This window comes from Pseudomonas rhizophila, assembly GCF_003033885.1.
GTDB classification, from domain to species: Bacteria; Pseudomonadota; Gammaproteobacteria; order Pseudomonadales; family Pseudomonadaceae; genus Aquipseudomonas; species Aquipseudomonas rhizophila.
This window is the reverse complement of record NZ_CP024081.1, coordinates 507,403-528,492: the sequence shown is the minus strand read 5'-3', so window position 1 is coordinate 528,492 and position 21,090 is coordinate 507,403. Positions and strand designations below refer to the sequence as shown.

Below are 21,090 nucleotides of genomic sequence, written 5' to 3'. Positions count from 1 at the left end.
AGCGCAGTCTTTCCAGAGTTTAATCACAGACTTATCCACAGGCTTGCGCACAGATTTTCAAGCCTTTGGCGACCCTCATAAAAGTGTTGACACCCCTCGTACCCGCTTGACCGAAATCCTCTGATCAAAAAACAACCACACGCCTGAAAGCCACGTATTCAGAGGCTTGCAGCCAGCTACTCCCACCTTACCCACAGCCGGTTCCACAGCAAACGGGGACAAGTCAAAACCGTGACAAAACAACTGTTTGCGGCGACTTTATGTCGCGGTTTCGCAGGGGCTCAGGATTGTTGTCCACAATTCTCGGGCACAGCGCCAAACCCTGTGGGAGCGAGCCTGCTCGCGATAGGGTCATGTCCGATATAAAGAGGTTGGATGGTCCGGCGCCACCGCGAGCAGGCTCGCTCCCACAAGGGGATGGGTGGTGGATTTGAAAGATAAAAAAACCGGCGATTCAATCGCCGGTTTTTTCATGGCTGGCCTTGTGTCAATGGCCGCCCAAATACGCGTTGCGCACCTCTTCGTTGACCAGCAGTTCCTTGCCGGTGCCGGTCAGGCGGATTTCACCGTTGACCATCACATAGGCCCGGTCCGACAGCCTGAGGGCGTGGTTGGCGTTCTGCTCCACCAGAAAGATCGTCATGCCGGTGGACGCCAGCTCCCGCAAGGTGGCGAAGATCTGTTTGACCACGATCGGCGCCAGTCCCAGGCTGGGTTCATCGAGCAGCAACAATTTGGGCCGGCTCATCAGCGCCCGGGCGATGGCGAGCATCTGCTGCTCGCCGCCGGACATGGTCATGGCCCGCTGGTTGCGCCGCTCCTTGAGCCGCGGGAACAGCTCGAACATGCGCTGCATGTCTTCGCTGGCGTACTTGTCACCGATGGGAATGGTGCCCATCAACAGGTTTTCCTCAACAGTCATGTCAGGGAATACCCGCCGTCCTTCCGGCGATTGCGCGATGCCGTTGGAGGCGATGTAGTGGGACGACTTGTGCGTGATGTCCACGCCCTGGTAGATAATCTGCCCACTCGCCGCCCGCGGCTGGCCGAAAATCGACATCAGCAACGTGGACTTGCCGGCACCGTTGGAGCCAATCAGGCTGACGGTTTCACCTTCCCCAATGTGCATCGAGACTTTTTTCAGGGCCTGGATCGGCCCGTAGAATACGTCCAGCTCCTTGAGTTCGAGGATAGGTCCACTCATACCAACTCCTCTTCATCGGCACCCAGGTAGGCTGCGATCACCTTCGGATCGTTGCGAATCGCCTCGGGACCGCCCTCGGCGATCACGTTGCCGTGGTCCAGCACCACGATGTGGTCGGAAATGCTCATTACCATGCCCATGTCGTGTTCGATCAGCACCACGGTCAGATCGTGCTCGTCGCGCAGCAGCCGGATCATCGCGCTCAGCGCTTCGGTTTCCTGAGGGTTTAGGCCGGCGGCCGGTTCGTCGAGACAGATGATCTGCGGGCGGGTGCACATGGCCCGGGCAATTTCCAAGCGCCGTTGCTGGCCATAGGAAAGTTCGCCCGCCAGCCGGTTGGCGCAATCCACCAGGTCCACCACTTCCAGCCAGTAGAAGGCGTGGTCCAGGGCATCGCTTTCTGCCTGGCGGTAACCCTTGGTGTTGAGCACGCCCGCCACCAGACTGCGATTGACCCACATGTGCTGAGCCACCAGCAGGTTCTCCAGCACGGACATTTCCTTGAACAGGCGAATGTTCTGGAAGGTCCGCGCCAGGCCTGCACGGTTCACCAGGTGGGTGCCGCCGAACATCTTGTAGAACACCCGGCTGGCGAAGGATTTGGGGGACACGAAGTCAGTGGGACGAAACGGTTCGCCCAACAGCTTGATGACATCGGTCCGCTCGCCGCGCACATTGAGCTCGATTTTGCCGCCTGTGGCCTTGTAGAAACCGGTCAGGCAGTTGAACACCGTGGTCTTGCCCGCACCGTTGGGGCCGATCAGGGCGAAGATCGAGTTGCGCTTGACTTGCAGGCTGACGTCGCTGAGGGCCTTGATCCCACCGAATTGCATCATCAGGTTTTCAACGGTAAGCACGACTTCGCTCATGGCGCTACTCCCTTACGCGGCGTCACCCCGGTACGACTGATGCGAATCAGGCCGCGCGGGCGCCAGATCATCATCAACACCATCAGCACGCCGAACAGCAGCACCCGGTATTCCGAGAAGCTGCGCAGCAACTCCGGCGCCACGGTGAGGACAAATGCAGCGATGACCACGCCCACTGTCGACCCCATGCCGCCCAGTACCACGATCGCCAGAATCAGCGCCGACTCGAAGAAGGTGAACGACGACGGGTTGACGAAGCCCTGGTAACTGGCAAAGAACACGCCTGCCAGGCCCGCCGTGGAAGCACCAATGGTGAACGCCGAGAGCTTGACCAGCACATGGTTCAGGCCCATGGAGCGGCAGGCGATCTCGTCTTCGCGCAAGGCTTCCCAGGCGCGACCGACCGGCATGCGGGTCAGGCGATGCTTGACGTAGAGCACCAGCAACACGGTGATGAACAGGACGATGTAGATGAACAGGAATTTGACGTTGGGGTTGTAGGCAATGCCGAAGAACTCGTGGAACGGCACCCCGCCCTCCTTCGCTCGCCGGCCGAACTCCAGGCCGAAGAAGGTCGGCGACGGCACCGGCATGCCATTCGGCCCGCCGGTAAACGACAGCCAGTTGTTGAGCACCAGCCGGATGATCTCGCCAAAACCCAGGGTCACGATGGCCAGGTAGTCACCGTGCATTCGCAACACGGGGAATCCTAATATGCACCCGGCCATCGCCGCCGCAATCGCCGCCAGCGGCAGCACCGTCCAGAACCCCAGCCCCAGGTATTGGTAACCCAGCGCCAGGCCATAGGCGCCGATGGCATAGAACGCCACGTAACCCAGGTCGAGCAGCCCGGCCAGGCCGACCACGATGTTAAGCCCCAGGCCCAGCAGTACATAGATCAGCCCGAGGATGACCACCGTGAGCACGTATTTGTTGGCAAAAAACGGGAACACGATGGCAATCACGATCAACGCCGGGATGATCCAGCGCAGGCGCGACTTGTAGTCTGGCGGCAGCACATGCACGCCGGAGCTGGTGCTTTCGAACCCCTGGAGAATCTTCAGACCCTTGGGGGTTTGCAGAAACAGGCTCAAGGCAAAGCGCCCGACCATCACGATCGCCACCAGCCAGCCCACGCGGGCCGGTTGCAGGTTGAAGCTGTAGCCGTCGAGCACCACGCCGACAATCGGCCCGAACACGATCAGCGAGATCAGGCCGGCCAGGATCGCGTCGATGACGCTCTTTTTGATATCAATCGGTTTATTGGCAGCAGACATACTTATACCTTCGCCACGTGTGGGCGACCCAACAGGCCTTGGGGACGGAAAATCAGAATCAGCACCAGCAGCGAGAAACTGAACACGTCTTTGTAGTCAGAGTTGATCAGACCGGCGAACAGCGACTCGGAGATGCCGAGGATGATCCCGCCCAGCATCGCCCCAGGCAGGGAACCGATGCCGCCGAGTACCGCCGCGGTGAACGCCTTGATGCCGATGATGAAGCCGGCATAGAAGTCGAAGGTGCCGTAGTTCATGGTGATCAGCACACCGGCCAGGGCCGCCATGGCCGCACCGATGACGAACACATAGGAAATCACCCGGTCGGTGTTGATCCCGAGGATGGAGGCCATCTTGCGGTCTTGCTGGGTCGCGCGGCACATGCGGCCGAGCTTGGTGTACTTGATGATGTAGGTCAGCAAGGCCATCCCGGCGAATGCGGCGACCAGGATGAAGATCTTGGTGTAGGTCAGCTGGACGAAGCCGCTGCCGATGTCCACGCGCATGGCGCCTTCGAGCAACGTGGGCACGCCCTGTTGGCGAGCGCCCTGGCTGATCTGGGCATAGTTCTGCAGGATCAGCGAAATGCCGATGGCACTGATCAGCGGTGCCAGGCGAGTGGAGTTACGCAGGGGTTTGTAGGCGACGCGCTCGATCACCCAGCCGTAGACGCCGGTCACCACCACGGTGAACACCAGCGTGCCGAGAATCATGAGGGGGAAGGATTCGATACCGAACCAGGCCAGCAGAGCCAGACTGATCGCCGCGAGGTACGCAGAGATCATGTAAACCTCGCCATGGGCGAAGTTGATCATGCCGATGATGCCGTAGACCATTGTGTAGCCGATGGCGATCAGACCATAGACCGACCCGAGGGTCAGGCCATTGATCAGTTGCTGCAGGAAAATACCATCCATAACGCAATCTCACGCATTTGAGAGACTGCACGCACACCGCTGCGACGGACCGGGGTTCAGCCGCCGACGCTGCACGATGTGCGCGCAGCTCTCGGGAGAAAAGACAGGTACTGCATGAACACGGGTAAACCGCCCGGCACCAGGGGCGCCGGGCGATTCAGCCGTTCATGTCACTTCTGTTTTTCCAGCTGATGGTATTTGCCGTCCTTGTCCCACTGGTAAACCACGTAGTCGGAGACTTTCAGGTCGCCCTTGGAGTCCCACTCCTTCTTGCCCATCACGGTCTGGACCGGATTGGCCTTGAGCCATTCGGCCGCGGCTTCGCCGTCATTTTTCTTGGCGCCGTTGAAACCGGCCGCCAAGGCCTGGACCGAGGCGTAGGCGTACAGGGTGTAGCCTTCCGGCTCGGTGCCCTTGGCACGGAACGCGTCCACCACGGCCTTGCTGTCTGGCAGCAGGCGCGGGTCGGCGCCGAAGGTCATGTACACACCATCCACGTATTGCGGGCCGCCGGCGGTGGTGACCAGTTCGTCGGTGACGATGCCGTCGTCGGACATGAATTTCACGTCCTTGAGGCCTTGCTCACGCAACTGGCGGACCAGTGGGCCGGCTTCCGGGTGCAGACCGCCGAAGTAGACCACGTCGGCACCGGCCGAACGGATCTTGGTGACCACGGCGCTGAAGTCTTTCTCGCCACGGGTCAGGCCTTCGTACAGCACCGGCTCCACGCCACGCTTGGCCAACTGAGCCTTGGTAGCATCCGCCAGGCCCTGACCGTAGGTGTCCTTGTCGTGCAGGACAACGATTTTCTTGCCCTTGAGCACGTCAACGATGTAGTCGCCGGCGACGATGCCCTGCTGGTCGTCACGACCGCACATACGGAACATCGCGCTCAGGCCGCGCTCGGTGACCTGCGGGTTGGTGGAACCCGGAGTGATGGAGATGATGCCGGCATCGCCGTAGACCTCGGACGCCGGGATGGTGGACGAGGAGCAGAAGTGACCGACCACGGCGAGAACTTTGTCCTGGTCGACAAAACGGTTGGCCACCGCCACGGCCTGCTTCGGTTCGCAGGCGTCATCGCCCGGTACCAGAACGATTTTCTCGCCGTTTATGCCGCCCGCTTCGTTGATTGCATCGGCCGCGGCCTGTGCGCCTTTCATGTACTGCTCACCAAATGCCGCGTTGGCACCGGTCATCGGACCCGCTACGCCGATCTTGACGTCGGCCTGAGCAAACGCAGAAACACCCAGCGCAGCTGCCACTGCGAGGGCCAGAAAGCCTTTCTTGTAAAACGTCTGGGACATGAGGTGGTGCTCCAAGGTTTTTTTTAGTTGGCACTGCGACTTCACTGAAAAGCTCAGAGCAAGCGCCGTGCCATCGGTTTTTTATTCTTAAAAAAGTCGCTGCTTTATTGTTATTTCGACTGTTTCGAGCCCTTTTTTATTGGGCGTGCAACCGTCTAAACCGCACAAGGTACAACCATAGAACCAAATGGGTACAACCCTCCCTGAGCCATCATTGCAACCATCACACGAAACGACGTGCAACCCACCTGTAACAACCCGCGTCACCGAACTGCACACTGGCGGTGCACAACTGCTACAACCCGCACCATAACAGGCTAGACGTTGTGGTGGAAAACGAGCGCTGCGGCAACATTTTTCAACATTCAGATCACAATTCGCAGGCACTGGCCGGCGTGATACAGCGAAAAACCCGCTTCATACAAGCAGCTGCGCAAGCCTGTCCCGGCCAGTGGCCGCATGGCGGCGAAGGGAATCGGCAGCGCGCTGGCGTCGCCGTGACACAGATAGTCGGCAAAGGCTTTGCCCACTACTGTGCCAGTCGTCACGCCGCGGCCGTTGTAACCCGTCACGGCCACCAGACCGGGGGCCGGCTCGAACAGGCGCATCAGGTGATCGGGGGTGAAGGCGATACACCCGGTCCAGGTGCATTCCCATTCCACCGGCTTGAGGTAAGGGAAATAGTGCTGTTGCACCCGGTCGGCCCACGCCTTGAGGAACCAGGTGGGTTTGCGATTGCCATTACCCAGGCTGCCCAGCAACAGACGCCCGTCCTTGTCCCGACGAATGCTGCTCAGTACCTGGCGGGTGTCCCACGAGCCCTGGCCGCCTGGCAGGATGCGCTGCGCCGCTTCGTCGGTCAGCGGAGCGGAAGCAACCTGATAGTAGTAACCGGGAAAGAAATTGCGCCGCAGCTCCGTCCAGTCACCTTCGGTGTAGGCATTGGACGCGATCACCACTTGCTCGGCCAGTACCGAACCCTGGGCAGTTTGCACCGACCAGCGCTGCCCTTGGCGTTCCAGGCGCGTGACGGGGGAATGATCAAACAACTGGCCACCAAGGTCGCTGGCAGCCTTGGCCAGCCCACTGGTGTAGGCCATCGGATTGAGCGTGCCGGCACGCCGGTCGAGCAATGCCGCAGCGATTTTCGAGGTGCCCGTGGCCTGGGCACACGCCTGGCCGGTGAGCAACTCCACCGGGGCGCCACGGCGCTTCCATTGTTCTTCACGACTGCGCAGGTCCGCTTCGCCCCTGGTGTTGTGAGCCATGTGCAGCGTGCCTTCGCGGCGCAGCTGGCAATCAATGTTGTATTTATCGACGAGGCTGAACACCAGCGCCGGCGCCGCCCCGAGCATGCGATTGAGCTGGCTGCCCACCGCTTCGCCGAAGCCGGCTTCTATCTCATCCGGCGGGATCCACAAGCCGGCGTTGACCAATCCGACATTGCGCCCCGACCCACCATGCCCGGCCCGATGGGCCTCCAGCACAGCCACGCGCTTGCCTTGTTCGAGCAAATGCACCGCCGCCGACAAACCGGTAAAACCTGCGCCGATCACGCAGACATCCACCGTGATTTCGCCGGTGAGGGCGGTATTTTCAGGTCTTTGCGGCGTCAGTTTTTCCCACAGACATTCTTCGCGTAACGGCATTGCCAGACTCCGGAAATGAAACCCAACCACTACACATAAACTCATTGTGGGAGCGAGCCTGCTCGCGATGCGGTTTACCTTGCAACATCCATGTTGGCTGATCCGACGCTATCGCGAGCAAGCTCGCTCCCACAGGGGATCTTCATCGGTCGAAGATCCAGTTTCTCAGTCGAAGGTAATCCCCTGCGCCAACGGCAGCTCCAGCGAGTAGTTCACGGTGTTGGTCTGGCGACGCATGTAACCGCGCCATGCATCGGAGCCTGACTCACGTCCGCCGCCGGTCTCTTTCTCGCCGCCGAACGCGCCGCCGATTTCCGCGCCGCTCGGGCCGATGTTGACGTTGGCGATGCCGCAGTCGCTGCCCACTGCTGACATGAATTGCTCGGCTTCACGCACGTCCGTGGTGAAGATGCAGGACGACAGGCCTTGAGGCACCGCGTTATTGAGTTGCAGGGCCTGGGCAAAATCCTTGTAGCCGACCACATAAAGGATCGGCGCGAAGGTTTCGTGGCACACCACATCGCTCTGCTCCGGCATCTCGACGATGGCCGGCGATACGTAGTAGGCATTCGGGAACTGGTCTTCAAGCTGGCGTTTGCCACCAAATACTCGCCCGCCTTCGCTCAAGGCCTGCTCCAGTGCATCCTGCATGTTTTCGAAGCTCTGCTTGTCGATCAGCGGCCCGACCAGGTTGCCTTCCAGCGGATGGCCGATGCGCACTTTCGAATAAGCGGCCTTGAGCCGGCTGACGATCTCTTCTTTCACTGACTCATGGGCAATCAGGCGGCGCAGCGTCGTGCAACGTTGGCCGGCGGTGCCGACGGCGCTGAACAGGATGGCGCGCACGGCCATGTCCAGATCGGCGCTGGGGGCCAGGATCATCGCATTGTTGCCACCCAGCTCGAGGATGCTGCGGGCAAAGCGCGCGGCGACTTTCGGCGCCACTTCACGGCCCATGCGGGTGCTGCCGGTGGCGCTGATCAACGCGACGCGCGGATCGTCCACCAGCGCTTCGCCAGCATCGCGGCCACCGATGATCACTTGACTGAGGTACGGTGGCGCATCGCTGAAGTTCTTCAGCACACGTTCGAACAACGCTTGGCAGGCCAGGGCGGTGAGCGGGGTCTTTTCCGAGGGTTTCCAGATCACCGCATTGCCGCACACCAGCGCCAGCGTGGTGTTCCAGGCCCAGACCGCCACGGGGAAGTTGAAAGCGCTGATCACGCCGACCACGCCCAGCGGATGCCAGGATTCACGCATGTGGTGGCCCGGACGCTCGGAGGCGATGGTCAGGCCGTACAACTGACGGGACAGACCGACCGCGAAGTCGCAGATGTCGATCATCTCTTGCACTTCACCCAAACCTTCCTGGGTGATCTTGCCGGCTTCCCAGGACACCAGCTCGCCGAGGTCGGCCTTGTACTCGCGCAGCAGGTCACCGAATTGACGTACCAGCTCGCCGCGGCGAGGGGCCGGCACCTGGCGCCACAGGTCGAACGCATGCTCGGCGCGGCTGACCTGCTGCTCAACCTCTGCGGCGCCCTCCCAGTTCACGGCGCCGATGCGACTGCCGTCGATGGGCGAATGCACCGGTTGTGTGCCGCTCTGGTACAAGGCCGGTTCAACACCCAGACGATCAAGCAATGCAGCAACCATGGTTAATTCCTCAAACAAAAGACAAAGAATTGGCAGCCGGACGATCACGGCTGATCAGACCTGTAGTTGTAGCTGGCCCGAGACTTGCCAACAAACGACCTTTAAGCGAGATATCATTCCGTTTATTCATGCTGGCCATGACCGGATAAGCAGCGCCACAAGAAATAAGGCCTCATCATGATCAATAAACGCTATTTGCCGTCGATCACGGCGCTACAGTGCTTCGAAGCGGTGACCCGACACCTGAGCTTCACTCGCGCCGCCGAAGAGCTGAACCTGACTCAGAGCGCCGTCAGCAAACAGGTCGCACAGTTGGAGGAACTGCTACAGCATTTGCTGTTTCGCCGCGTACGTCGACGCTTGCAGCTGACACCGGCCGGGGATTTGTACCTGGGGGAGGTACGAAAAATCCTTACGCAGGTGGAGATGTCGACCCACTACTTGCGCTCCTACGGCGGCGATACCGAAGTCCTACGGGTTTCCACACCGCCAACCTTCGGAGCTCGCTGGCTGGTCCCACGGCTCAAAGGCTGGCGCCTGCGGCACCCGAAAATTCATCTGGACCTGTGCAGCGAGCAGGAGGCCGACGACTTGCTTCAGGGGCGCAGCGACCTGGCGTTCTATTTCGGCCAGGGCTCACGGCCCGGCGCCGAATCCCTGAAACTGTTCGGCGAAGAGCTGGTGCCGGTCTGCGCGCCTGGCAATCTGCCGGCCCAGCCCTTCAGCGACCCGACGCAACTGACCGATCTGGTGCTGCTGCAAAACGCCTCACGCCCCCAGGCCTGGCACGACTGGTTCGCCAGCCAGGGTTATCACACCGAACACAGCTACCACGGGCCGCGCTTCGAAACGTTCTACATGTGCATCCGGGCCGCCCAGGTTGGCTGCGGCGTCGCCCTGCTGCCGCGCTTTCTGGTGGAAGAAGAACTGGCTGACGGCAAGCTGGTGATCCCCTGGCACTATGCGATGCCCAGTACCGATGCCTATTACCTGGCCTATCCTGAACATTCGGCGGAAGTGCCCAAGGTCAGGCTTTTTGTGGAGTGGATGCTGGAGCAGAACGAGGTTTCGATGGCACCTTGAGCATGGCTATCGCGAGCAAGCCTTGCTCCCACAGGGGGTGGGCACAGCTGCCGGTCGCACGCTCTTCTGTGGGAGCAAGGCTTGCCCGCGATGAGGCCCGTTGGCATATCCAGACACTCCAGCGGAGTACCCGCCGTTAAAAAATCGCTGGCAATACTCACCAGGGTTATGCGCCACTAGCCCCTTCACCACCAACCGCTGCACCCCGCTGCCCGCCGCAGCGGCCTGTCTGGAGATTCCCGCCATGAGCGAGAGTGTATTTGCCGATCGCATCGTGCAGAACCTGCTCGACACCGACTTCTACAAACTGACAATGATGCAGGCGGTGCTGCACAACTACCCCAACGTCGAAGTCGAATGGGAATTTCGCTGCCGCAACAGCGAAGACCTGCGCCCGTATCTGGCGGAGATCCGCTTTCAGATCGAACGCCTGGCCGAGCTGAGTCTGAGCGTCGACCAGTTGGGCTTCCTGGAGCGCATCAGCTTCCTCAAACCCGATTTCCTGCGTTTTCTGGGCCTGTTCCGTTTCAATCTGCGCTATGTGCACACCGGTATCGAGAACGGCGAGCTGTTTATCCGCCTGCGTGGGCCATGGTTGCATGTGATTCTGTTCGAAGTGCCGCTGCTGGCCATCGTCAGCGAGGTACGTAATCGCTATCGCTACCGCGAGATCGTTCTGGAGCAGGCGCGCGAACAGCTGTATCGCAAGTTCGACTGGCTGACCGCCAACGCCAGCGCCGACGAGTTATCCGAACTGCAGGTCGCGGACTTCGGCACCCGCCGGCGGTTTTCCTATCGCGTCCAGGAAGAAGTCGTCAACGTGCTCAAGCACGATTTCCCTGGACGCTTCGTCGGCACCAGCAATGTGCACCTGTCCCGCGAGCTGGACATGAAACCCCTGGGCACCATGGCCCACGAATGGATCATGGCCCATCAGCAACTGGGCCCGCGGCTGATCGACAGTCAGATCGCCGCCCTCGATTGCTGGGTGCGTGAGTACCGGGGCCTGCTGGGAATCGCACTGACCGATTGCATCACCATGGACGCTTTCCTCAAGGACTTCGATCTGTTCTTCGCCAAGCTGTTCGACGGCTTGCGCCATGACTCCGGGGACCCGGTCATCTGGGCCGAAAAAGCCATTGCTCACTACCACAAGCTCGGTATCGACCCGATGAGCAAGACGCTGGTGTTCTCCGATAGCCTGACACTGCCCAAATGCCTGGAGATTTTTCGGGCATTGCGTGGTCGCATTAATGTCAGCTTCGGTATCGGCACCAACCTGACGTGTGACATCCCGGGTGTGGAGCCGATGAGCATCGTGCTTAAAATGATCAGCTGTGACGGGCAACCCGTGGCCAAGATTTCAGACGAGCCCGGCAAGACCCACTGCAAAGACCCGAATTTCGTCGCTTACATGCGACACGTTTTCCAAGTACCTGCCGCCCTTTGACACACCAAGCAAGGAGTGAATTCATGCAAGCCGTACAGCGTGAGATTGCTGAACAGCTCAAGGTTCAGCCACCGTTCGCCGATGACGCTGCCCTCAAGGCCGAAGTCGCTCGTCGGGTGGGCTTTATCCAGGATTGTCTGGTCAACTCCGGACTCAAGACCCTCGTACTGGGCATCAGCGGCGGGGTCGATTCGCTGACCGCCGGCCTGCTGGCCCAACGCGCAGCGCGTGAACTGCGGGAGAAAACCGGCAACGCCGCCTACAAGTTCATTGCCGTGCGCCTGCCGTACGAAACCCAGTTCGACGAACATGAAGCCCAGGCCTGCGTGGACTTCATCGAGCCGGACGAGCGCCATACCGTCAACATCGGTCCGGCGGTCAAGGCACTGGCCAAGGAAGTGCTGGCGTTCGAAGGCAAAGGGCCGGGCTCCCGGGATTTCGTGCTGGGCAATACCAAGGCGCGGATGCGCATGGTGGCGCAGTACACCATCGCCGGTGCCGAGCAAGGCCTGGTCATCGGCACCGACCATGCGGCCGAAGCCGTGATGGGTTTCTTCACCAAGTTCGGTGACGGCGCCTGTGACCTGGCGCCGTTGAGCGGCCTGGTGAAAAACCAGGTCCGGGCTATTGCCCGAGACTTCGGCGCGCCGGAATCGCTGGTGGAAAAAGTCCCCACTGCCGACCTTGAGGACCTGTCGCCCGGCAAGCCCGACGAAGCCGCCCACGGCGTGACCTATGGCGAGATCGATGCGTTCCTGCATGGGCTGCCGGTGCGCGAAGAAGCCGCTCGAATCATTTGCGAGACCTATCGCAAGACCGAGCACAAGCGGGTGATGCCGTACGCGCCGTGACCGGCAATCCCTGTGGGAGCGAGCCTGCTCGCGATAGCGGTGGGTCAGTTTGCATTGATGTTGAATGTGCTGCCGTCATCGCGAGCAGGCTCGCTCCCACAGGATGTGCGGTTATTGGCGAGGCACAAAAAAGCGCCCTGAAACGGGCGCTTTTTTTATGCCTGATGTGATTACTTCAGGGTAACCGTGCCTTTCATCATCGAGATGTGGCCCGGGAACGAGCAGAAGAAGCCGTATTTCTCATCGGCGCTCAGTTTCGATACATCGAAAGTCACCGAGTCCTTCTCCTTGGCCCCAATGAGCTTGGTGTGAGCGATGATGCGCGCATCGCCTTCTTTCAGGTAGTTCTTGTCGATGCCGGCTGCCAGGCCATCGGTAGCAATCGGCTGCATGTCAGCTTCTTTGCTCAGTACCCAGTTATGGCCCATGACGTTCTTCGGCAAGCTGCCTGAGTGAGTCAGTTCAACGGTGAAGGTCTTGCAGCTCTTGTCGATCTCGATGGCCTTGGTGCTGAAGGACATCTGGTCGGTCGAGTCGATGGTGGTCTTGCACTCGGCTGCCATCAGCTGGCTGCTGGCCAGCGTCAACAGGGATACTGCAGCAAGTTTGGCAAACATGGTGAATCTCCAAGGCATGGTTAGAAAAATTCCGTCAATGGGGAAGACTGCCTGAATTTCAGACAAGTTCCTATGACCTGAGTCAAAGATTGTATACAACTTAAGGCTATCAGCCTGATGAGCATAATCAACCAGCCAAAGGTATGAGCCGGCCATATGATCAGCTCCATCACCTCTCTGGAGTACCGCATCATGAACCTCAACGGCCTGCTGTGCAGCTTGCTTGCCGCCTACGCCTGCGGTGCCAGTGGCACCTACGAAAAACCCCGGCGCGAGGTTTAATTGCTTTGCGCAGCCAAAGCCAGGCTTTACTCTGGTCCAGTTACTGACCACGGAGTAAGGCATGTCTTTAGCGTCTGTTTGTGTATTTTGCGGCGCCAGCACCGGTAGCCACCCAGCCTATCGTGAAGCGGCGCAGGCCTTGGGGCGTGCGTTGGCAGAACGAAAACTGACCCTGGTCTATGGCGGCGGCGCGGTCGGCTTGATGGGCATCGTCGCCGATGCGGCCCTGGCGGCCGGCGGCGAAGTGATCGGTATCATCCCGCAGAGCCTCAAAGACAAGGAAATCGGCCACAGCGGCCTGACCCGCCTGGAAGTGGTGGACGGCATGCACGCCCGCAAGGCACGCATGGCTCAGCTCAGCGATGCCTTCATCGCCCTGCCCGGCGGCCTTGGCACGCTGGAGGAGTTGTTCGAAGTCTGGACCTGGGGCCAGCTCGGCTATCACAGCAAACCGCTGGGGCTGCTGGAAGTGAACGGTTTCTACAGCAAACTCACCGGTTTTCTTGATCATATCGTCGGCGAAGGCTTCGTCCGTGGGCCCCACCGTGACATGCTGCAAGTGAGCGAATCACCCCACCACCTGCTCGATGCGCTGGACGAATGGCAACCGTCGGTGCAGCCAAAGTGGGCCGAACAAAAACCCAGCTAACGGCTCGACCCCGATACAGGGCAGAATACGCGCCGCTCAACCTCACCTTCGACCCCAGAGGATCGCCCATGGCCAAACCCAATTATTCCTTCGCCAAACGTCAGAGAGACTTGGCCAAGGAGCAGAAGAAAGAGGAAAAGCTTCAGCGCAAGAAAGCTACCGCTGAAGAAGAAGCAGCAGCACTGACCCCGGATACCGAAGGCGACGTGGCAGCAGACGTAGATGTTGATGCACCGAAAGATCAGACGCCCGACGCCTGATACCCTCAGGGCCCGATGATCTGATCCGGCCCCCCGGTTCTGTGTCCAGGGTCGGCAGCCTCGCTGCCGGCCCTCACAGCCCAGTCCGTTCCCACACTGGGATCTGTTTACGATTCAAGCGGCATCACCGTCACCCGCACTTCGGGGTCATGATCACCGCCGCCCAGAATGACTCCCCGCAACGGCGACACATCGGAAAAATCCCGGCCCCAGGCCAATGTGATGTGTTCCAGCGCCGGCTGAACGTTATTGGTCGGGTCGAAGTCCACCCAGCCCAGCACCGGGCAAAACACCGAGATCCAGGCGTGCGAGGCATCGGCACCGATCAACCGTGGCTGACCCGGCGGCGGTTGAGTCAACAGGTAGCCGCTGACGTAACGCGCCGCCAACCCGCGGGAGCGCACGCAGGCCAGCATCAGGTGAGCAAAGTCCTGGCAAACGCCCCGCCGCCGTTCCAGTACCTCCACCAGCGGCGTTGCCACCTGGGTGGCTTCGGCATCGAAGGTGAACTCCTCGAATATCTTCTCCATCAGCGCCCGCACGCCGAGCATCAATGGGCGCCCCGGCGCGAAACAGCTTTCGGAAAACTCGACAAAGCTGCGCTTGAGGTGCACATAGGGTGACTCGAAACGATAGCGGCACGCATCCAGCAACGGAGCAGCCATTGGCCGGCCGCTGTAGGTCAACGCATGACGGGTTGACTCCCAGGCGGGGGACAAACTGAAGTCCAGCACAGGACGCGCCAACACTTCCACGCTCAGACGCGCGTTGACCAGCAACTCGTCATGGGGCCGTTCGAACGCCAGGCGGGTCAGTGGGTTGCCGAACACATCCAGCTCATCGCGTCGGGTCGTCGGCTCCGGGCTGATCAACAACTGCTGCTCGGTGCAACGCTGCCACTCACAGGGGCGCGGCCACAGGTGAGCAAGCTGCTGGGCCAGGGATACCGGGCTGTCGTAATGGTAGTGGGTGTCGTGGAAGATCTGGTAACGAGCGCTCATCAGACGGACACCGTACGCTGGCTGACGTCATCGACGTGAGCGAAATGACGCAAGGCCAGGCGATCGGACACCTGGCCGCTGACGTCGGCCACTTCCTGCAACAGATCGGCCAAGCCATCGAGGGCTGCGCGCAGGCTGGCCTCGCCGAACAGCGGACTCTCCAGGCAACGCAGGTCAAAGCATGACAGGCGAGCGACCAGCTCTGGCAAGGCGGTTTCCCTGGGCGCGCCGAAGTCATCGTTCAAGCGCTTGAGGGTACGGGCCACCAGTTTCAACTGGAAGAGCACCGCGTGAGGGTTTTGTTCGTCCAGCAACAGCAGGTCGAGCACCGGAATCAACTGGGCCACCGCCAGGTAACGCGAACGATAGGTGATGCTGCTGTTGCCCAGTTCCAGCAACCAGTCCAGCCCCGCCTGGTCGAACACCGCCTCGCCTCGCAGGAACGCCGCCAGGCTGCTGCTGAGAAATTGCAGGCGCTCCAGACGACGACCGATCATCAGGAAACGCCAGCCCTCGTCGCGGGTCATGTCGTCCAACGCGAATCCGGACAACGCCGCCAGGGACATCACCAAACGGTTGAGAAAATCCAGCAACTCACCGAAATCCGGCTCCGCGGTTTCCAGCTCCATGGCTTCGCGCTGCAGCTCCACCAGTGCCTGCCAGTTCTCCCGGGACAGCTTGCCGCGAACCTGGGAGGCCGCCCACTGCAATCGCTGCAGGTTGGAACGCAGGCTGAACGACCAATCGTCCCCCAACAAGGCCGCCAGCAGTCGCTCGGGCAGTTCGCCCTCCTCCGGCAACAGCATCAGGCTTTCCCCCAGGGACACCGCCGACAGCAGCGCTTGCGGGTCGTCGCCATCGACATAGCGCGCCAGCATGATCCGCAGCAGCCGCGCACTGTCGTCACAGCGCTCGCAGTAGCGACCGAACCAGAACAGATTTTCCACGACGCGGGACGGCAGATAGGGATCACGTCGCACCAGATCGTGGACGCCCACGGTTCGCTGGGCCTTCCATTGTTCGCCACTGGGCGCCTGTTCGCCCAGGACCCAAGTGTCCTTACTGGCGCCGCCTCGCTGCATCGACACCACTTCAGCGTCGGCCTCGGCCGCCACGCGGGTCAGGCCGCCCGGCAGCACCCGATAGTCATCCTCCCCGGAAACGGCATACACGCGCATGCCGATGGCCCGCGGCTGAAGCTGACCGTCTTCGGCCTGCCAGACCGGTGCCTGGGACAGCTGCGCCAGTTCCTGGGCGACATAGGCGTAGGGACGCGCCTGCATGCGCGCGGCCAGAAGTGCACGCTGTTGTTCGTTCAGGTCGCGCCCCAATACCGGGCTGAAACTTTGGGAAGGAAACGCCGGTTTGATCAGCAAATGCGGCAGTTTTTCCAAGGCCTGGGCCAGCACCGGCGGCTCACCGCACCACCAGGTGGCGATGGACGGCAGTATCAGTTCCTCACCGAACAGAAACTGGCTGATCTTTGGCAAAAAGCCCAACAGGCCCGGTGATTCCAGCACGCCGCTGCCCAAGGCATTGGCCACCAGCACCCGGCCCTGGCGCACCGCCTCCAGCAATCCCGGTACACCCAAGGCCGAATCGGTGCGCAGCTCCAACGGGTCGCAGAAATCATCGTCGAGCCGGCGCATGATGGCGTGAACCCGTCGTAGCCCGCTCAGGGTCTTGAGGTACACCGTGGCGTCGCGAACGGTCAGGTCGCTCCCTTCCACCAGCGGATAGCCCAGCTGGCGCGCTAGGTAAAGGTGTTCGAAATAGCTTTCGTTGAACCGTCCAGGCGTCAACAGCACCACCAGCGGCGACTCGCCATCACTGGGGGCCTGACGCGCAAGGGTCTGCTGCAAGGTGCGGAAGAAACCGGCCAGGTGCTTGACCTTCAGGTCACGATACAAATCGGGAAAGGCGCGGGAGACGATCATGCGATTTTCCAGCGCATACCCGGCCCCCGAAGGCGCCTGGGTCCGATCCGCCGTGACCCACCAGCGACCGTCGGGCGTACGGGCCAGATCCACGGCATACAGGTGCAGGAAAATGCCGTCCGGTGGCGTTATGCCCTGGCACGGCCAGAGAAAATTGTTGTGCCCGAACACCAGTTCCGCCGGCAGCAGCCCCTCACTGATCAGCCGTTGCGGCCCGTACAGGTCGGCCAGTACTGCGTTGAGCAAGCGTGCACGCTGGGCGATGCCCGCCGACAGTTGCTTCCACTCCTGCGCATCGATCACGTGGGGCAGCAGGTCCAGCTCCCACGGCCGGTCGGCGCCCTTCGGGTCCGCATAGACGTTGTAAGTGACACCGTTTTCCTGGATCTGCCGGGCCAACAGTGCCTGACGCTGGAGCAGTTGGGCCGGCGTACTGCGCTGCAAATGGTCGAGCAGGCGGCGCCAGTGCCCGCGCACCGCGCCACTGTCGTCCATCAATTCGTGATAGGTGCCCGTCGTCAGCGGGTAACGGTCAAGCAGGTCAGGCATGGAAAGCTCGGCAGGCAGCAATGAAACGTGAGACTAGCGCAAGCGCATGACACCCGGATAGTTGAAATATCCGGGTGTCGTGTACGACTTAGGGAGCGCTCTCAAAAACGTCGCAGATCGAGCGTGAGGGGAAACTCGTCGTCCACTGTCAGGTGAGGTATCGGAAGTTTCCCAGGCGTGTGTCCGAGACGGAAAAAACGCGCCATTCGCCGGCTCTCCGCCTCATTGGCATTCACCGGCAGGCTGTCGTAATTACGTCCCCCCGGATGGGCCACATGATACTGGCACCCCCCCACCGAACGTTGCGTCCAGGTGTCGAGTAAATCGAAGACCAACGGCGCATGGACCGCAATGGTCGGCTGCAGGCAGTTGGCCGGTTGCCAAGCGCGAAAACGCACCCCGGCGACAAATTCGCCGACCCGGCCGGTGGCTTGAAGCGGCACCGGAACACCGTTGCAGGTCAGCAGATACCGTTGCGGCGCCAGGCCGCTAAGCTTGACCTGCAAACGTTCAAGAGAAGAGTCCACATACCGCACGGTGCCGCCCGCTGCCCCCTCTTCTCCCAGTACATGCCAGGGTTCAAGGGCCTGGCGCAATTGCAGTTCGATGCCGCTGACCGCGTAATCACCCACCTTGGGAAAACGAAACTCCAGGTGCGCGGCGAACCATTCGGCCCGCAGCGGGTAACCGGCGGCGTTCAGTTCATTGATGACGTCGGCAAAATCCTGTTCGATAAAATGCGGCAACAGGAAGCGGTCATGCAGTTCGGTCCCCCACCGCGCCAGCTTCGCAGGCAGGTAGGGCTCACGCCAGAACCGCGCCACCAGCGCCCGCAGCAATAGCTGCTGGGCCAGGCTCATACGGGCGTGGGGCGGCATTTCAAAAGCCCGCAGCTCCAATAGACCGAGACGCCCGGTGGCGCCGTCCGGCGAATAGAGCTTGTCGATGCAAAATTCGGCACGATGGGTGTTGCCGGTCACGTCGATCAACAGATTGCGCAACAGCCGATCAACCAGCCAGGGCGGGCACTCTTCGCCAGGTTGCGGCATTTGTTCGAAGGCAATTTCCAGCTCATACAACGCATCGTTGCGCGCTTCGTCCACCCGGGGCGCCTGGGACGTCGGGCCGATGAACAAGCCGGAAAACAGGTAGGACAACGACGGGTGGTTATGCCAGTAGCTGATGAGACTGCGCAGCAGGTCAGGGCGCCGTAGAAAGGGAGAGTCGGCCGGGGTTGCGCCCCCCAGTACGAAATGGTTGCCACCACCGGTGCCGGTGTGCCGACCGTCGATCATGAATTTCTCGGTGGTCAGCCGGGTCTGTCGCGCCTCTTCGTAAAGAAACTCGGTGCGCTCGACCAGTTCATCCCAGGTCGCGGACGGCTGCACGTTAACCTCGATCACACCCGGATCGGGGGTGATGCGAAAGTTACTCAGGCGCGGGTCGCTCGGAGGCTCGTAGCCTTCCAACAGTACCGGGCAATGCAGCTCCTCGGCTGTCGCTTCGATGGCGCTGACCAGTTCCAGATAATCCTCGACCCGCTCCAGGGGCGGCATGAACAGGTACAAACGCCCCTCGCGAGCCTCGGCACAAAACGCCGTGCGGGTAAGCCAGTCGGCGGATTCGTCGATCTGCGGGGCACGATCCTGCTCGGTTGCCGGCTCACCATGACGGGCCAGGCGTTCGGCATCGGGCAGCGCCGGCAGGTCCTGGTTCGGGTCGGTGGGATGAATGAAGGGGTATTCGGCCGCTGTCACCCAGGGCTGGGAAGCCAATGGCAGGCGGTAGCCCAAGGGCGAATCCCCCGGTACCAACCGGCAGTGACTATCGCGCAGGTACCATCGACCGCTTTGCCATTGATCGCCCTTGGCGGTACGCGCCAGCGGCAGGACCTGCCCGATCACTTTATCCAGGCCCTGACTGAAGACCTTGCGCAACCGTTCCCGCTCCAAAGCATCTTCCAGGCGGGGGTCCTGGGCCGTGACGTTCGATGGCAATGCACCTTCGCGCCAGAGGTAATAGAAATTGTCCTCGTAGGCTGGGAACACGAATCGCGCAGGAATTTTCAAACGCTCGGCAACGCTTGTCAGAAAGCGCCCGGCCATTTCGCCGTCGGCGCCGTAGTCCTGCTGCTCGTCGGCGATCAACGCACTGTTGTGCCAGATCGGCACTCCGTCACGCCGCCAATAGCAGTTGAGCGACCAGCGCGGCAACTGCTCACCGGGGTACCACTTGCCCTGGCCAAAATGCACAAGCCCCTGGGGCGCATAATGCTTGCGCATGCGCTGGAACAGCTCGGCGGAGAGGCGACGTTTGTCCGGCCCCAGCGCGGCGGTGTTCCATTCGGCGCCGTCCGGGTCATCAATCGAGACGAAGGTCGGTTCGCCCCCCATGGTCAGGCGCACATCGCCTTCCAGCAGGTCGGCATCAATTTTCCGGCCCAACGCCTGAATCGCCAGCCACTGCTCTTCGGTGTAGGGCTTGGTGACCCGTGGCGCTTCCCAGATCCGCTCGACGGACATTTCGTGGCTGAATTCGCACTCGCACGGTTCCACCAAGCCACTGATGGGCGCCGCCGAGGACGGATCGGGACTACAGGCCAACGGAATATGCCCTTCACCGGCGAACAACCCGGACGTCGCATCCAGGCCGATCCAGCCGGCACCGGGCAGGTAGACCTCGCACCAGGCATGCAAGTCGGTGAAATCCACCTCGGTACCGGACGGACCGTCGAGGCTTTTCACGTCGGCGGTCAACTGGATCAGGTAACCGGAAACGAACCGCGCGGCCAGGCCAAGGTTGCGCAACAACTGCACCAGCAACCAGGCCGAGTCGCGGCAGGATCCGGACGCATGCTCCAGGGTGTGCTCCGGGGTCTGGACGCCCGGTTCCATACGGATCAGGTAGTTGATGTCTTCGCTCAGGCGCTGGTTGAGCGCCACCAGGAAATCCACCGCCGGCAACGGCGTGCGGTCGATGCCGTCCAGATAGGCTTGGAATCTCGGCGTCAACGGCAGGGTTTCAAGGTAAGGCGCCAACTCCTTGCGCTCATCGGCGGCATAGGTGAACGGGATTTTTTCCGCGTAGGGTTCCAGGAAAAAGTCGAACGGATTGAACACCGCCATTTCAGCCAGCAGATCGACTTCAATGCGCAGCTCCCGGGTTTTCTCGGGAAACACCAACCGCGCCAGGTAATTGCCCTGGGGATCCTGCTGCCAGTTGATGAAGTGCTGATCGGGCGCGACCTTCAGCGCATAAGAAAGAATGCGCGTGCGGCTGTGGGCCGCCGGGCGCAGGCGAACGATCTGCGGACCGAGCTCGACAGCGCGGTCGTATCGGTAATGCGTGACATGGTGCAATGCGACGTGAATCGACACGACGTACCTCCTGCGAGCCTGGGCGTTATCGAAAGCGGCGCAAGACTTATGCCATGCAGGCAAGCCGGACACTTTCTTCGTCTACTCAAGGCAGTAGAGCACTAAAAGCGCGCGATGCTCGCATTCGGGTGCAAAGCTAAGCACATAAATGTGGC

At 61.1% G+C, this 21,090-nt stretch carries 17 protein-coding genes; 6 read left to right on the top strand and 11 right to left on the bottom strand.

Annotated features, from left to right (window positions below; all coding sequences use genetic code 11):
* Positions 1-487 precede the first annotated feature (487 nt).
* The 7 genes from CRX69_RS02385 to amaB all read right to left on the bottom strand — a co-directional run bounded on the left by CRX69_RS02385 (position 488) and on the right by amaB (position 8,879).
* Positions 488-1,204, bottom strand: coding sequence for an ABC transporter ATP-binding protein (locus CRX69_RS02385; RefSeq protein WP_047227339.1), 717 nt, complete (start codon positions 1,202-1,204; stop codon positions 488-490).
* The gene (locus CRX69_RS02380) at positions 1,201-2,073 is read right to left on the bottom strand and encodes an ABC transporter ATP-binding protein (protein ID WP_047227338.1); all 873 of its coding nucleotides are present in this window, start codon (positions 2,071-2,073) and stop codon (positions 1,201-1,203) included. The genes CRX69_RS02385 and CRX69_RS02380 overlap by 4 nt, the downstream gene beginning before the upstream one ends.
* A complete protein-coding gene (gene livM / locus CRX69_RS02375) occupies positions 2,070-3,350 on the bottom strand; it encodes a high-affinity branched-chain amino acid ABC transporter permease LivM (protein WP_047227337.1) in 1,281 nt (426 codons plus the stop codon). Before livM ends, CRX69_RS02380 begins: the two co-directional genes overlap by 4 nt.
* 2 nt (positions 3,351-3,352) lie before the next feature.
* Positions 3,353-4,267: an ABC transporter permease subunit gene (locus tag CRX69_RS02370; protein WP_047227336.1), complete on the bottom strand. Its 915-nt coding sequence runs from the start codon at positions 4,265-4,267 to the stop codon at positions 3,353-3,355.
* Between the two features lie 170 nt (positions 4,268-4,437).
* The gene (locus CRX69_RS02365) at positions 4,438-5,574 is read right to left on the bottom strand and encodes a branched-chain amino acid ABC transporter substrate-binding protein (RefSeq protein ID WP_107321472.1); all 1,137 of its coding nucleotides are present in this window, start codon (positions 5,572-5,574) and stop codon (positions 4,438-4,440) included.
* Between the two features lie 365 nt (positions 5,575-5,939).
* On the bottom strand, positions 5,940-7,223 hold the full coding sequence (gene amaA, locus CRX69_RS02360; protein WP_107321471.1) for an L-pipecolate oxidase: 1,284 nt from the start codon (positions 7,221-7,223) through the stop codon (positions 5,940-5,942).
* Between the two features lie 165 nt (positions 7,224-7,388).
* Complete coding sequence (gene amaB / locus CRX69_RS02355; RefSeq protein ID WP_047227333.1) at positions 7,389-8,879, bottom strand: L-piperidine-6-carboxylate dehydrogenase; 1,491 nt, start codon at positions 8,877-8,879, stop codon at positions 7,389-7,391.
* Positions 8,880-9,056: 177 nt separating this feature from the next.
* On the opposite strand from amaB, the gene CRX69_RS02350 reads away from it, so the two are divergent.
* The 3 genes from CRX69_RS02350 to nadE all read left to right on the top strand — a co-directional run bounded on the left by CRX69_RS02350 (position 9,057) and on the right by nadE (position 12,263).
* Positions 9,057-9,962 carry a LysR family transcriptional regulator gene (locus CRX69_RS02350; protein ID WP_107321470.1) on the top strand — a complete coding sequence of 302 codons (906 nt, stop codon included), beginning with the start codon at positions 9,057-9,059 and terminating at the stop codon, positions 9,960-9,962.
* A gap of 244 nt (positions 9,963-10,206) precedes the next feature.
* Positions 10,207-11,412, top strand: a complete 1,206-nt coding sequence (gene pncB / locus CRX69_RS02345) for a nicotinate phosphoribosyltransferase (RefSeq protein WP_047227331.1) — start codon at positions 10,207-10,209, stop codon at positions 11,410-11,412.
* Between the two features lie 23 nt (positions 11,413-11,435).
* Positions 11,436-12,263: an ammonia-dependent NAD(+) synthetase gene (nadE, locus tag CRX69_RS02340; RefSeq protein WP_047227330.1), complete on the top strand. Its 828-nt coding sequence runs from the start codon at positions 11,436-11,438 to the stop codon at positions 12,261-12,263.
* Between the two features lie 170 nt (positions 12,264-12,433).
* On the opposite strand, the gene azu is transcribed toward nadE, so the two are convergent.
* Positions 12,434-12,880, bottom strand: coding sequence for an azurin (azu, locus tag CRX69_RS02335; RefSeq protein ID WP_107321469.1), 447 nt, complete (start codon positions 12,878-12,880; stop codon positions 12,434-12,436).
* A gap of 156 nt (positions 12,881-13,036) precedes the next feature.
* Between azu and CRX69_RS28045 the strand changes: the two genes are divergently transcribed.
* From CRX69_RS28045 to CRX69_RS02325, 3 genes are all read left to right on the top strand, one after another.
* Positions 13,037-13,162: a hypothetical protein gene (locus tag CRX69_RS28045; RefSeq protein WP_257220608.1), complete on the top strand. Its 126-nt coding sequence runs from the start codon at positions 13,037-13,039 to the stop codon at positions 13,160-13,162.
* Positions 13,163-13,223: 61 nt separating this feature from the next.
* The gene (locus tag CRX69_RS02330; RefSeq protein ID WP_107321468.1) at positions 13,224-13,811 is read left to right on the top strand and encodes an LOG family protein; all 588 of its coding nucleotides are present in this window, start codon (positions 13,224-13,226) and stop codon (positions 13,809-13,811) included.
* A gap of 68 nt (positions 13,812-13,879) precedes the next feature.
* On the top strand, positions 13,880-14,071 hold the full coding sequence (locus CRX69_RS02325) for a hypothetical protein (protein ID WP_047227327.1): 192 nt from the start codon (positions 13,880-13,882) through the stop codon (positions 14,069-14,071).
* Positions 14,072-14,178: 107 nt separating this feature from the next.
* Here the strand turns inward: CRX69_RS02325 and CRX69_RS02320 are convergent, their stop codons facing one another.
* From CRX69_RS02320 to CRX69_RS02310, 3 genes are all read right to left on the bottom strand, one after another.
* Positions 14,179-15,072 carry a transglutaminase family protein gene (locus CRX69_RS02320; RefSeq protein WP_047227326.1) on the bottom strand — a complete coding sequence of 298 codons (894 nt, stop codon included), beginning with the start codon at positions 15,070-15,072 and terminating at the stop codon, positions 14,179-14,181.
* Positions 15,072-17,558: a circularly permuted type 2 ATP-grasp protein gene (locus CRX69_RS02315; protein WP_107321467.1), complete on the bottom strand. Its 2,487-nt coding sequence runs from the start codon at positions 17,556-17,558 to the stop codon at positions 15,072-15,074. The genes CRX69_RS02320 and CRX69_RS02315 overlap by 1 nt, the downstream gene beginning before the upstream one ends.
* A 101-nt stretch (positions 17,559-17,659) precedes the next feature.
* On the bottom strand, positions 17,660-20,935 hold the full coding sequence (locus CRX69_RS02310) for a transglutaminase family protein (RefSeq protein WP_107321466.1): 3,276 nt from the start codon (positions 20,933-20,935) through the stop codon (positions 17,660-17,662).
* Positions 20,936-21,090: the final 155 nt, after the last annotated feature.